Annotated in this window: 9 protein-coding genes; 6 read left to right on the plus strand and 3 right to left on the minus strand. The window is 72.9% G+C overall.

Translation table 11 applies throughout. The features are described 5' to 3' along the window. The first annotated feature begins 21 nt into the window (after window positions 1-21). Both trpS and QWJ13_RS12405 read left to right on the plus strand, forming a co-directional pair. Window positions 22-1,062, plus strand: coding sequence for a tryptophan--tRNA ligase (gene trpS / locus QWJ13_RS12400; protein WP_316523735.1), 1,041 nt, complete (start codon window positions 22-24; stop codon window positions 1,060-1,062). A 62-nt stretch (window positions 1,063-1,124) separates the two neighbouring features. Beyond that, window positions 1,125-1,613 carry a 2'-5' RNA ligase family protein gene (locus tag QWJ13_RS12405; RefSeq protein ID WP_316523736.1) on the plus strand — a complete coding sequence of 163 codons (489 nt, stop codon included), beginning with the start codon at window positions 1,125-1,127 and terminating at the stop codon, window positions 1,611-1,613. On the opposite strand, the gene QWJ13_RS12410 is transcribed toward QWJ13_RS12405, so the two are convergent. Together QWJ13_RS12410 and QWJ13_RS12415 are read right to left on the minus strand one after the other, a co-directional pair. After that, window positions 1,598-4,126, minus strand: a complete 2,529-nt coding sequence (locus tag QWJ13_RS12410; RefSeq protein ID WP_316523738.1) for a CDP-glycerol glycerophosphotransferase family protein — start codon at window positions 4,124-4,126, stop codon at window positions 1,598-1,600. The two genes, QWJ13_RS12405 and QWJ13_RS12410, sit on opposite strands and share 16 nt — an antisense overlap. A 201-nt stretch (window positions 4,127-4,327) precedes the next feature. Continuing rightward, on the minus strand, window positions 4,328-7,903 hold the full coding sequence (locus tag QWJ13_RS12415) for a bifunctional glycosyltransferase/CDP-glycerol:glycerophosphate glycerophosphotransferase (RefSeq protein ID WP_316523740.1): 3,576 nt from the start codon (window positions 7,901-7,903) through the stop codon (window positions 4,328-4,330). A gap of 136 nt (window positions 7,904-8,039) precedes the next feature. Between QWJ13_RS12415 and QWJ13_RS12420 the strand changes: the two genes are divergently transcribed. Both QWJ13_RS12420 and QWJ13_RS12425 read left to right on the plus strand, forming a co-directional pair. Beyond that, window positions 8,040-9,038: a glycosyltransferase family 2 protein gene (locus QWJ13_RS12420; RefSeq protein ID WP_316523743.1), complete on the plus strand. Its 999-nt coding sequence runs from the start codon at window positions 8,040-8,042 to the stop codon at window positions 9,036-9,038. A 47-nt stretch (window positions 9,039-9,085) separates the two neighbouring features. Beyond that, window positions 9,086-10,027, plus strand: coding sequence for a YihY/virulence factor BrkB family protein (locus QWJ13_RS12425; RefSeq protein WP_316523744.1), 942 nt, complete (start codon window positions 9,086-9,088; stop codon window positions 10,025-10,027). A 19-nt stretch (window positions 10,028-10,046) separates the two neighbouring features. Here QWJ13_RS12425 and QWJ13_RS12430 read toward each other — a convergent pair whose 3' ends face one another. Continuing rightward, window positions 10,047-11,228 carry a D-alanyl-D-alanine carboxypeptidase family protein gene (locus tag QWJ13_RS12430; protein WP_432277485.1) on the minus strand — a complete coding sequence of 394 codons (1,182 nt, stop codon included), beginning with the start codon at window positions 11,226-11,228 and terminating at the stop codon, window positions 10,047-10,049. Between the two features lie 136 nt (window positions 11,229-11,364). Between QWJ13_RS12430 and QWJ13_RS12435 the strand changes: the two genes are divergently transcribed. Both QWJ13_RS12435 and QWJ13_RS12440 read left to right on the plus strand, forming a co-directional pair. Continuing rightward, window positions 11,365-11,622: an SCO4848 family membrane protein gene (locus QWJ13_RS12435; RefSeq protein WP_316523746.1), complete on the plus strand. Its 258-nt coding sequence runs from the start codon at window positions 11,365-11,367 to the stop codon at window positions 11,620-11,622. A gap of 94 nt (window positions 11,623-11,716) precedes the next feature. Further along, window positions 11,717-13,321 (plus strand): hypothetical protein, encoded by a 1,605-nt coding sequence (locus QWJ13_RS12440; RefSeq protein ID WP_316523747.1) that lies wholly within the window; start codon window positions 11,717-11,719, stop codon window positions 13,319-13,321. The last annotated feature ends 41 nt before the right edge of the window (window positions 13,322-13,362 follow it).

Consider the following 13,362-nt stretch of genomic DNA (forward strand, 5'->3'; position numbering starts at 1 on the left):
GGAACTGGAAGAATGGCCCGCATGGTCAACGCAGCGGTCACTGGTCCGGCAAAGGACCGTCCCCGGGTTCTCTCCGGCATCCAGCCCACTTCCGGCTCGTTCCACCTCGGCAACTACCTGGGCGCGGTGCGCCAGTGGGTCGACCTCCAGAAGGAGAACGACGCCTTCTACATGGTGGTCGACCTGCACGCCATCACGGTCACCCAGGACCCGAAGGAGCTGCGGCAGAACACCCGGGTCTCCGCGGCCCAGCTGCTCGGCGCGGGCCTGGACCCGGAGCGCTGCACGCTGTTCATCCAGTCGCACATGGCCGAGCACGCGCAGCTCGGCTGGGTGATGAACTGCCTCACCGGCTTCGGCGAGGCCTCCCGGATGACCCAGTTCAAGGACAAGTCCGCCCGGTACGGCGCCGAGAGCACCACTGTCGGCCTGTTCACCTACCCGGTCCTGATGGTCGCCGACGTCCTGCTCTACCAGGCCGACGCCGTCCCGGTCGGTGAGGACCAGCGCCAGCACCTGGAGCTCACCCGCGACCTCGCGGAGCGGTTCAACAGCCGTTTCGGGTCGACCTTCACGGTCCCGAAGCCGTACATCCTCAAGGAGACGGCGAAGATCATGGACCTCCAGGACCCGGGGGTGAAGATGAGCAAGTCCGCGTCTTCGCCCAAGGGCCTGGTGAGCCTGATGGACGATCCGAAGGTGAGCGCCAAGAAGTTCAAGAGCGCCGTCACCGACACCGGCACCGTCGTCTCCTACGACGAGCAGGAGAAGGCCGGCGTCTCCAACCTGCTGCGCATCCACTCGGCGCTCAGCGGCCAGTCGATCGACCAGCTGGTCGAGCACTTCGAGGGCAAGATGTACGGCGCCCTGAAGACCGAGCTGGCCGAGCTGTTCACCGACTGGGTCACCCCCTTCCAGGAGCGCACCCGGATGTTCCTGGACGACCCGGCCGAGCTGGACCGGGTGCTGGCGAACGGCGCCGAGAAGGCCCGCGAGGTGGCGTCCCGGACGCTGGAGTCGGTGTACGACCGGATCGGCTTCCTCCCGGCCGCCAAGCGGTGAATCCCCTCACGCACCTGCCCGATGGTGGCGACCTCCCGGAGGTCGTCACCATCGGCGTGTCCGTGAGCGTCCCGGACCCGTACGGCACGGCGATCCAGGACGCCCGGGCCGGGCACGGCGATCCGCTGGCCCGGTCGATACCCACCCACGTCACCCTGCTGCCGCCGACCGAGGTGCCCGCCGAGGCGCTGCCGAAGATCGAGGAGCACCTGGCGGCGGTGGCGGCCGCGCACCGGCCGTTCCGGATGCTGCTGAGCGGCAGCGGGACGTTCCGCCCGGTCTCCCCGGTGGTGTTCGTCCGGCTGGAGGAGGGCGCGCGGGAGTGCCGGCTGCTGGAGGCGGACGTCCGCTCCGGCCCGCTGGCCCGCGAGCTGGCCTTCCCGTACCACCCGCACGTGACGGTCGCCCACGGCCTGCCGGAGGACGTGCTGGACCAGGCGTACGAGCAGGCGCGCGACTTCCGGGCGTCCTTCCCGGTGCCGGGCTTCGGCCTCTCCCGGTTCGACGAGGACGAGGTCTGGCGGCCCTGGCGGAGCTACTCCTTCGGCTGAGGGCGCCCCTCGGCCCGCCCGAGTCCGAGCATCCGGTCGACCACCCGGCGGGCCGCACCGCCGTCGTCCAGCACGCAGTGCTCGGCCCGAAAGCGCCGGTAGCGCTCGGCGTAGCCCGGCGGCAGCGCGGCGCCGCTGTCGGCGAGTTCGCGCAGCGCGCCGAGCAGGGCGGCCGAGGTCGGCACCAGCGGGCCGGGGGCGTTCGGCTCGAAGTCGAAGTAGAAGCCGCGCAGGGTGTCGCGGTAGTGCTCCAGGTCGTAGGTGAAGAAGTACATCGGGCGGCCGGTGATGGCGAAGTCGAACATGATTGACGAGTAGTCGGTCACCAGGACGTCCGCGACCAGCAGCAGGTCCTGGGGGTCGGGGTAGTCCCCGCAGTCGTACAGGAAGCCGTCGCCGGCGCCGGGCAGCGGCTCGCGCACGTGCGCGTGCGGGCGGACCAGCAGCACGTGGTCCGTACCGAGCAGTCGCCGGGCGTGGTCGAGGTCGAGCCGCAGGTCGAGCCGGAAGCCGTCGCCGTCGCCGCGCCGCTGGTCCTCGCGCCAGGTCGGGGCGTACAGCACGATCCGTCGGCCCTCGGGGATGCCGAGCCGGCGGCGGACGGCGGCGGCGGTGCGCGGATCCGGGCGGGCGAGCACGTCGTTGCGCGGGTAGCCGGACTCCAGCAGCTCGCCGCGGTAGTGGAAGGCCCGGCGCAGGATCGGGGTGGCGAACGGGCTGGGGGAGAGCAGCAGGCTCCACTGGGCGGTCTCCCGGTCGAGCGCCGCCAGGTAGCCGCTGTCGGCCAGCCAGGGGTTCTCCACGTCGTGGGCGATCCGCTTCAGCAGCGAGCCGTGCCAGGTCTGCACGACCACCTGGCCGGGGCGGCGCTCCAGGAAGTCCGGGAAGTGGGTGTTGCCGACCAGGTACCGGCAGGTGGCCAGCGCGCGGTACCACTCCGGGCTCCAGATCCGCACCGGGACGACCCCGGGCGGCACCTCGGCCTGAGCGTCGTCGATCACCCACAGGTGCGTCAACTCTGTTCCCCGGCGCGCCAGTTCGGCGTGCACGGCGCGGGGGGAGTCGGCGTAGCCGCGGCCGCCGAACACGTCGTACAGCACCGCCTCGCGCAGCGGCTCGCGGCGGGCGGCCGGGTAGCGCTCGGTGCGCTGGCGGGCCTGGGTCCAAGCGCTGCGCTCGGTGGCGGTGAGCACCGGGGTGGAGTCCACCACCAGGGTGTCGTGCCAACGGCGTTCCAGCAGGATCCGCTTGCCGCCGGCGGTGGTGGCGGCGGGCACGGCGGGCAGCGCGGCGGGGGCGGCGAGCAGTGGGCGGCCGGGCCCGGGGCGGCCGGCCGGCTCCAGCGCGGCCTCCCAGAGGCCCTTGCGCAGCGGCAGCGCGGCGCCGTCCACCCCGGTGCGGGTGGCCGGTACCCGGGCCAGGAAGCGGCCGTCCGCGCCGGTGGCGACCGGGGTGCGGACCTCGCCCGCGGTGCCCGAGTGCCGCAGCACCAGCTCCAGCCCGTCCGCGGCCGGGGCCGGGCAGTGGCCGGACAGCTCGAAGCCGCCGTCCCGTACGGCGATCCGGTCGACCAGGCCGGCCGCGGGCTGGACGCAGAACTGGAGCCGGCCGTCGGCGAGGTGCTTGAGGTAGAGCACCCGGTCCGCGGCGCCGGGCAGCGGGTGCTGGCCGGTCACCGGGCCGCCGCGCTCGTCGAGGCAGAGCTGCTCGGTGCCGCCGTCGGGGCGCAGCAGCTCGGCGTCCCAGTGCTCCAGGGCGCCGCCGCCGCGCCCGTCGGCGGTGAACGGCCGGTACGGCAGCCGGACGGTGAAGGTGTTGCCGGTACGGGCGAGCGGCCGCTCGGTCACCGCGTCGCTCTGCCGGTGGCGCAGCCGCAGCACGGTGCCGCCGGGGCAGGCGGCGGCGAGGCCGCTCAGCTCCAGGCCGTCGGGGTCCGGGGCGGCGCGGGTGATCCGGACGGCCGGGCGCTCCAGCCGCAGCCGCAGCCGGCCGTCCGCGAAGAACGGCTGGAGCCGGACGTCGGGGGCCACCCAGCGGGCCGGCGGGTACTCGCCGGAGCCGCACCAGTGCGGGGCGAGGGCACCGTACTGGCGGCGCAGCCGGGTGGGGCGCGGGCGGGTGAAGAGCGTGGCCTCGATCCGCCAGTCGCCGAGCAGCCAGTGGCCGCCGCGGCGCAGCCGGGCGGGGGCCATCAGCGCGGTGAAGCCGGACCAGTCGTGATTGTGCTCGGGCTGGGCGCTGTCGTCGGTGACCTCGGGCAGTCGGCGGGGCCGGGAGCGCAGGTGCAGCGGCGGCTCGGCGTCGTCCTCGTGGCGCAGGGTCAGCCAGGTCCAGGCGGAGCCGGGGCGGGCGGTGTCCCGGCCGTGCGGGCGGGCGAAGCCGGTGAGCTCCAGGCCGCGGCGGTGCCAGCGGGCGCGCAGCAGCCCGAAGTCGACGTCCTCGTCGGCGGCGGGGTGGCGGGTGGCCGTCGGGGGAGCGGCGTGCGGCAGGACCAGCCGGGTGAGCACGGGCATGGCGGTGAGGGCCTTTCGAGGGAAAGTCACATCCCAGCCGGAAACGCCGCCCTGGTCAATTGCACGCCTTTTCGAAATACCCGGGGGAATTCATTTCCGGGAACGCCGGTGCGGAACCGGATCCGGCGTTCTACGAATGTCGTCGCCGGATGCGGAAAGGCGCCCGACACCACTGGTGTCGGGCGCCTTTCCGGGCACGTACTAGCCCTCGACGCGCAGCATCGCGTCGACCACCCGGCCGGCGGCCTTGCCGTCGTCCAGATCGCAGTACGCCTCGCGGAACGCGGAGTACTTGTCCGCGTACTCGGTCGCGACCTCGTCCACCCGGCCGAGCGCGGAGACCAGCTCCTCGGAGGTGGCCAGCAGCGGGCCGGGCGCCTCGGCCTCGAAGTTCAGGCTGAAGCCGCGCAGGTTGTCCCGGTAGTGCTCCAGGTCGTGGGTGAAGAACAGCATCGGCTTGCCGGTGGACGCGAAGTCGAACACGCTCGCCGAGTAGTCGGTCACCAGCACGTCGGCGATCAGCAGCAGCTCCGCCATGTCGGGGTAGCTGCCGACGTCCCAGATGTAGCCGTTGCCGGCGCCCGGGATCTGGCCGCACATCATCTCGTGCCGGCGCACCAGCAGCACCTGGTCGTCACCGAGCGCGGCCTTGGCCGCCGCCAGGTCGATCCGCAGGTCGATCTGGTAGCCGCCCTGCGGCCGGCGCCGGTCCTCGCGCCAGGTCGGCGCGTAGAGCACGACCTTCTTGCCCTCGGGCAGGCCGAGCCGTTCCCGGACCTGCTCGGCGGTCTTCTCCCGGTCGGTCGCGAACAGCAGGTCGTTGCGGGGCGAACCGCTCTCCAGGATCTCGCCCTTGAAGTCGAAGGCGCGCCGCAGCACCGGGGCCGACCAGCGGTTGCCGGCCACCAGCAGGTTCCAGTTCGGGACTTCCCGGGCCAGGCTCTTGAGGTACCTGGAGTCGGTGAACCACACCTTCTCGAAGTCGAAGCCGATCTGCTTCAGCGGGGTGCCGTGCCAGGTCTGGACGACCACCTGGCCGGGGCGGCGGACGAAGAAGTCGGGCAGGTGGGTGCTGGTCACGACGTACTTGGCGGTGGCCAGCGCCTCGACCCACTCCGGGCTCGAAAGCCGGACCGGGGCCGCGGTCTGCGGCAGCTCGGCCTGCATGTCGTCGCTGCCCCACAGGTGCTCCAGCGGCAGGCCGCGGCGGACCAGCTCCTCGTGGACGGCCCGCGGGGAGTCCGCGTACGTGCTGCGGGCGCCCACGTGGTACAGCACCGTGTCGCGCAGCGGCAGCCGGCGGGCGGCCGGGTAGTCCACGCTCCGGAGTCGGCGCTGGCGGAAGCCGGCCCGCTCCTCGGGCAGCAGCCCCGCGTGCGACTCCAGCGACAGCCCGTCATGGTTGCGGCGCTCCAGCGTGATCCGCTTGCCGCGGGACTCCACCTCGATCGGCAGCGTGTCGAAGCAGTCCGGGGTGACCAGCGCGCAGGAGTCCGGCAGCTCCTCCACCGGCACGCCGACCGGGCGGAAGGCGACCGTCCAGGTGCCCTTGGCGAGCGGCACCCGGCCGGCGAAGGAGGCCGTCGGCACGGCGGGCAGCGCGGTGCGGAACCGGCCGTCCGCGATCTCCACCGGGTAGACGTGCTCCTCCTCGCGCCAGTGGTGACGGACCACCAGCTCCCAGCGGTGCGCGCCGGGCAGCGGGAACGAGCCGCTCAGCAGGAAGCCGTCGGCACCGCGCGCGGAGACCTCGTCCACCAGCGGCTGGAGCACCTGGTCGGTGAACTGGAGGTACCCGCCGGGGGAGGGCTTGGAGTAGAGCGCCCGGCGCTCGGCGACCGGGGCCTGGGGGTTCAGCGCCAGGTGCAGCCGCTCGGGCGCGTTGCGGTCGTCCCAGGCCAGCGGGACGGTGCTGCCGTCGGCGAGCAGCAGCGCGCTGTCCCAGCGGTCGCGGCTGCGCTCGGCGGACGTCGGGTCCAGCTCGGCCCAGGCCTCGCGGACGGCGGTCAGCTCGGCGACCGGGAAGGAAGCGGCGAACGGCTGGAGCGAGCCGACCGGCGCGCCCAGCTCCAGCGGGAAGGACAGCTCGCGGTCCGACTCCAGGTGGGTGAGCCGCAGCCGGGCGCCGGCGAAGTCCTGGCCGGAGCGGGCCGCGCCCGAGACCTCCACCCGGTCGCCCTGCGCGGCCAGGCCGGTCACCCGGGCCTTGACCGTCTCCACCCGCAGGTAGACGAACTTGTCCCGCACCCACGGCACGATCCGCACGTCCGGCTCGACCCAGTGCGAGGGCAGGAACTGCGCGGAGTCGCTCCAGCCGGCCGAGATCCGGCCCTTGTACACCCCGCCCTTGCCCGCGCCGGCCACCAGGACGCGCCAGTTGCCGTCCTTCCACTGGCCGCGGTGCCGCAGCTTCTTCGGGTCGACGGCGACGGAGAAGCCGGACCAGTCGCAGCTGTACAGGTCGTGCGCGCAGCTCGCGGTGGCCTCGGGGCTGTACGTCGTCTTCATCGGCACCGCGATGACCCGGCGGCCCTTGGTCTCGCGCAGCACCAGGGTGCGGACCATGTCGTGCTTGCCGGCCGCGCCCAGCTGCTCCGGGTACGCGTGCCCGGTCAGCTGGAGCTTCCCGCCCTCCCAGGAGCTGCGGTACAGCCGGCTGCGGATCACCAGAGAGTTGTCCAGCTTGAGCACCCCGGCGGGCACGCTCTTGCGCCCGCCGCGCAGGAACGGGTAGTCGGCGTACGGGCGCAGCAGGCCGCGGGCCTGGACGCCGCCGCCGCTCTCGCTCTCGTACTTGATCTGCTCGACCAGCTCGTCCATCCGGTCGGACAGGGTCAGGTAGTACTTCAGCCGCAGCGGCGCGCGCAGCTTGCCGACCTGCTCGGAGCCGATCGCCCGGAGCAGCCGGCTGACGTGCTGGAGGTAGGCGTCCCGGTACTCCTTGTCGCCGTCCACGATCGACCAGAAGAACATCGGGATCTCCTCGACGAGGGTGTTCTCGTCGTAGGAGCGCAGGTACTCGGCGAAGCGCGGCTCGGTCTGCTTCAGCAGCCAGGCGCGGACCAGCTCGACCGAGGCGACCCGGTCGATCAGGCCCTTGGGGTTGGTGCGCATCTGGGTGATCGACATCTCGCCGACCTCCCGCTCGCGCCAGTGGTAGATCGGCTCGGAGAGCACGTCCACGCTCTTGGCCAGGTAGTGGTGCGGCACGCTGACCGGCGCGTCCTCGTACAGGATGCCCTCGGGGTAGAGCAGGCCGGCCGCGTCGAAGAACGAGCGGCGGTACACCTTGTTCCACGCGGTGCGGTCGGTGACCAGCGCCGGGATCTCGGTGATGTGGGTCTTGAGCCTGGTCTCCTTGAACGGCTTCACGTGGCCGCCGGACTGGTAGTAGCCCACGGCGCGGAAGCGCAGCACGTTGCCGGTGCAGAAGTCCGAGCCGGTCTCGTCCAGCGTGTTGATCATCAGCTCGTACGCACTCGGCGGCATCGAGTCGTCGCTGTCCACGAAGCACAGGAACTCGGAGTCCGGGTCGATGTGCCGGATGCCCGTGTTGCGGGCCGCGCCGAGGCCCTTGTTCACCTGGCGGACCAGCCGGAACCGGGAGTCCTTGGCCGCGTACGCCTCGGCGAGCGCCGCGCTGCCGTCCTTCGAACCGTCGTCGACCATGACGCACTCGAAGTCCGTGAAGGTCTGGGCGGCGATCGAGTCGAGGCATTCCACGAGGTAGCGCTCGACGTTGTAGATCGGGACGACGATGGAGAGGCGGGGAGCCATCGGCTACGCGGGCCTTTCTCTGGGGAGCGTGACAGCCCCGTCGCGGGTCTGACCGCACGTGGATCGGTGCGTACGTTTCGCGCACCGATCCTACCTCCGGGGCCCGCTCCTTCCCCTGGCCACTACGCTGGCCCCCGTGCCCCGCTTCAGCGTGATCGTCCCCGTGTACCAGGTCCAGGACTACCTCGCCGAGTGCCTCGAATCGGTGCTCGGCCAGGACGGCCCGGACTTCGAACTGATCGCCGTGGACGACCGCTCCCCGGACCGCTGCGGCGCGATGCTGGACGAGGCCGCCGCCGCCGATTCCCGGGTCCGGGTGCTGCACCTGCCGGAGAACGTCGGCCTCGGCCGGGCCCGCAACGCCGGCCTGGAGGTCGCCTCCGGGGACTACGTGGTCTTCCTCGACAGCGACGACACCCTCACCCCCGGTCTGCTGAAGGCCGTCGACGAACGGCTCGCCGCCACCGACGACCCGGACGTCCTGGTCTACGACTACGCCCGCACCTACGCCGACGGCCGGATCACCCGGGCCGCCTCCGCGCACGTCTTCGGCGCCGCCTCCCCGGACGTCTTCGACCTCGCCGCCCGCCCCGACCTGCTCGACCTGCTCCAGGTCGTCTGGAACAAGGCCTACCGCCGCGGCTTCGTCACCGAGCAGCGGCTGGTCTTCCCGGCCGGCTACTACGAGGACACCCCCTGGACGTACCCGGCGCTGCTCGCCGCCGCCCGGATCACCCTGCTCGACCGGGTCGGCGTGCACTACCGCCAGCGCCAGGAGGGCGGCAACATCCTGGCCACCGCCAGCCGCAAGCACTTCGACGTGTTCGCCCAGTACGACCTGGTCTTCGCCTTCCTCGACCGCCGCCCCGACCTGGACCGCTGGCGCCCGGTCGTCTACGGCCGGATGCTGCACCACCTCAACACCGTGGTCTCCAAGCCCGGCCGGGTGCCGCCCGGCGACCGCCGCGAGTACTTCCGCCGGGCCGCCGCGCACTGCGCCCGGCTGCGCCCGGCCGGCTACCGCCCGCCGGCCGGCGTGGACGGCGTGCGCACCGAACTGCTGAGCCACGGCCGCTACGGCGCCTACCAGGCCGTCCGCGCCCTGGCCAAGGCCCGCCGACTCGTCAAGCGGTGAAGCATGTCTGACACCCGTTCGGGGGATGGACCGGTATAACCGGTCAGGTGGACTTCCTGACCCGCCTGCCGGTCGTCGGCCCGCTCGTGGCCCGGGTGCTGCGCAGCCGCCCGTACCGGGTGTACGAGTACTTCTCCGCCGCCCGGGGCAACCGGCTGGCGGGCGCCGTCACCTTCTTCGGCTTCCTCGCCCTGTTCCCGCTGCTCACGGTGGGCCTGGCGATCGCCGCCGCGGCGCTGAGCGACAGCCGGGTGCACGACCTCCAGGGGCACATCGCCGACCAGCTGCCGGGGCTCGCGGACGCGGTCAACCTGCCCGCCCTGGTGTCCAACGCGGGCGCGGTCGGGCTGGTCGGCGGGGCGATGCTGCTGGTCTCCGGCCTCGGCTGGGTGGACACCATGCGCACCTCGATCCGGGACCTGTGGCAGCTGCCCCACGACGAGGGCAACCCGGTGCTGCGCAAGGCCTGGGACGTGGCGGTGCTGGCCGGCCTCGGCCTGGTGTCGCTGTTCTCGCTGGCCGCCTCCGCCGTCGGGACGACGCTGGCCGGCCGGGTCGCCGACGCGATCGGCCTGAACAGCGGCTACCTGCTGACCGCGGTCGGCGTGCTGATCGCCATAGCGTGCGACATGCTGCTCTTCGCCTACCTGCTGGCGCCCTTCCCCGGGATCACCGACCAGCGCCGCCGGGACCTCGTGCAGGGCGCGCTGATCGGCTCGGTCGGCTTCGAGCTGCTGAAGCTGCTGCTCGCCTCCTACCTGGGCTCGGTCGCCGGCCGGAGCGTGTACGGGGCGTTCGCCACCCCGGTGGCGCTGCTGCTGTGGATCAACTTCGTCTCCCGGCTGCTGATGTACTGCGTGGCCTGGACGGCGACGGCGGACCCGGCGGCCGCGGTGGAGCGGACCAGGGCGCACGGGCGGGCGCTGCTGGAGTCGGCCGACAACGCGGAGGCGGAGGCCGGCTGTGTGAAGGTCCGGCCCCTCCGCTGAGGCCGGACCCCACGGTGGATCAGTCGGCGGAGCGCCGCCGCAGCAGCACCAGCGCGCCGTACCCCGCCGCGCCGCCGGCCAGCACCACGAGCGACCAGCCGCCGAGGCCGATCCCGCCGTCCTCGGCGGCCCCGCCCGCGGCGGCCGGGGACGCCGCGGTGGAGGGGTGCGGCGGCGGCGCGGGCGAGGCCTCGGCCGGGCCGGTCGGCTCGGCGCCGGCCGGCGGGATCTCGTCGACCAGCCGGCCGACCGGCTGCACCTTGCCGGCCGCGGCGAAGCCCCAGTCCAGCAGCTCGGCCGTCTCGTCGTACACCTTCTGGTAGCTCGCCGGGTGCATCACCGTGACCAGCAGGGTGCGCCCGCCGCGCTCGGCGGCGCCGACGAAGGTCGAGCCGGCGTTGGTGGTGGTGCCGTTCTTCACGCCGATCAGGCCCGGGTACTTGCCCAGCAGCCGGTCGGTGTTGGCGATCCCGAAGCTGCTGCGCCGGCCGTTCTTGTCGACGGCGCCCGGGAACATCGCGTCCCGGGTGGCGCAGTACATCCGGAAGTCCGCGTTGCGCAGGCCGGCCCGGGCGAACAGCGACAGGTCGTACGCCGAGGAGACCTGGCCGTCCATGTCGTAGCCGTCCGGGGAGATCACCCTGGTGTCCCTGGCCTGGAGCGCGTCGGCGCGGGCCTGCATCTCGGCGACGGTCCGCTGGACGCCGCCGTTCATGTGCGCCAGGACGTGCACCGCGTCGTTGCCGGAGCTCAGGAACACCCCGCGCCACAGGTCCTCGACCCGGTAGTCCAGGTTCTCCTTGATGCCGACCAGGCTGCTGCCGGGGCCGATCCCCTGGATCTCCTCGTCGGCCACCCGGTGCACGCTGTCGCGGTCGAACTTGGGCAGCACGGTGTCCGCGAAGAGGATCTTCAGGGTGCTCGCCGGGGGCAGTCCGAGGTGCGGGTTGCTGGCCGCCAGCACGTCGCCGGACTCCGCGTCGGAGACCATCCAGGACTGGCCGGTGAGGTCGGTGGGCAGCGACGGGGCGCCCGGCATCGGGGCGACCTGCACCCCGGGGAGGCCGAGCCGCTCGCCGCCGACCGCGGCCGACGGCGGCGGCTGCTGAGGGGTCGCGCCCGCCGGGGCGGCGAGCAGTACCGGTAAGGCCGCGGTGGCCGCGGCGCACAGCCGCGCGAACGTATGACGGGGTGTGGGCACCAGCTGACCGTACCCACTCCCGGGCTCCGGCGCCCGCCCCTGGCGGCCGGTCCTCCGCAGGAGGGGCCCGCCCTACGCCGATCGGCGGCCCGCGCATACTGGGGAGGCACACCGCCTTCACATGCCGAGGACCCCCATGAAGCTCAGCCGCCGCACTTCCTGGTTCCTGACCGCCTTCGGGGTCTGGAGTCTGATCATCTGGTCAACCTTCGTCAAGAACCTGTGGAAGGACTCCGGCGGCCAGGCCTTCACCAACGGCGACCACTCCCAGCCCACCGCCTTCTTCTGGATCCACCTGCTGCTGGCCGTCACCTCCTTCCTCCTCGGCATCGCCGTCGGCAGCATCGGCGTGCGCGGCCTGCGCGCCACCCGCCGCACCCCGGCCACCGACTGAAAATCCCGTTGCCGCCGCCGGTCCCCACTGGCAAGATCCTCACCGCTCGTGCACATATCGAACAGATTCACGACATGAGGGTGGGGATTTCCCGATGAAGCGCACACACGCGCGCAGGCTGGGGGGAGCGGCCGCGGCGACGGTCGCCGCGGGCCTGCTGGCGGTGCCGACGGCGGCCGTGGCCGACACCGCGCCGGCCGTCCTGGGCGTCGAGCAGGGCGGCAAGGCCTGCGGCCCGACGACCGTTCCGTTCTGGAGCGGACGGACCATGGACGGCCCGCAGCTGGTCGCCAAGGTCACCGGCACCGGCGCCCGGTTCAGCGTCCTGGACGAGACCACGGGCGCCCAGGACCCGGTGTACACCCGCGAGGCCCAGTCCTACGGTCAGCAGCGGGTGAGCGTCAACGTTCCCGGCCTGGTGGACGGTCACCGCTACTCCTGGCACGCCTGGGCCCTCCAGGGCACCCAGCTCTCCGACCCGTCGGCGGACTGCCACTTCGCCGTGGACACCACGGGCCCGACCGTCGCGCTCTCCTCGACCGACTTCCCGGAGAACGGCCCGGCCAAGAAGTACGCGGGCCAGTTCGGCACCTTCGTCCTCTCCGGAACGGACCCGGCGCCGCCCGGTGGCGAGGCCTCCGGCACCGCCTGCTTCCGGGTCGGCTTCGGCATGCCGGGCTACAGCGGCTGCGACGCGTCCGGCGCGGTCAAGCCGGGGGCCGACGGCACGGCGAAGGTCAGCCTGAAGGTGCCGTACTGGGGCTCCAACACCCTCTACTTCCAGGCGATCGACAACGCCGGCAACGTCACCTCCGGGACCTACTCGTTCTTCGCCCCCTCGAACCCGAACCCGCCGAAGACCCTCGGCGACGTCGACGGGGACGGCGTCGCGGACCTCCTGCTGCCCGACGCCCAGGGCAACCTCCAGTACATCAGCGCGGACGCGTCCGACACCACGCCCCACACGACGATCCCGGCGGGGGCCTCGCCGGACCACAACGGCTGGACGTCGTACCGGATCGCCCACCGCGGCTGGTCGCCCCTGCACGCGCCGTCCGCGGACGACCTGTTCGTCCACCAGCCCGGTTCGGGCAACCTCCGCCTGCACCGGAACTTCGAATTCGGCGCCATCAACCAGGCCATGGTCAGCGTCGATCGTTCGATCGACTGCGTGGACGAGACGGGCGCGGACGCGGAGTGCCCCGCGGACTACGCCGAGGACTGGTCGAAGGCGGACCAGATCGTCGCCCTGGGCCCGGCGGCCGGCGGCTTCGACCCGGCGCTGGTGACGGTCGAGGACGGCAACCTCTGGCTGCACTCCGGAGGCGAGTTCGTCTTCGGCCAGCAGAAGGTCCGCAAGCTCACCGCCTCCGGCGGCTGGGGCGGCTACGACCTGGTCGCCCCCGGCCCGGACGCGGCCGGGAACCTCGCCCTCTGGGCCCGTGACCGGGCCACCGGCGAGCTGCACGCGTACCCGGTCCCGAAGCTGGCCGACGGCACCTTCGACTACTCCGCCCTCGCCGACCCCTCGGCGAACGTGGTGGCCACCGGCCTCACCGTCGACGCCTACCCGACGCTCGACAGCGTGGGCGACGCCGACGGCGACGGCCTGCCCGACCTGTGGGCGGTGACGGCCGACCGGCACCTGCTGCGGTACCACGGCTGGAGCACCCCGACCGACCTCGGCGCCCTGCGCTGAAACGGCCGAAGGCCCCCGTCCGATCCGGAGATCGGGCGGGG

It is taken from the genome of Kitasatospora brasiliensis, from assembly GCF_032654805.1.
Taxonomy (GTDB): domain Bacteria; phylum Actinomycetota; class Actinomycetes; order Streptomycetales; family Streptomycetaceae; genus Kitasatospora; species Kitasatospora brasiliensis.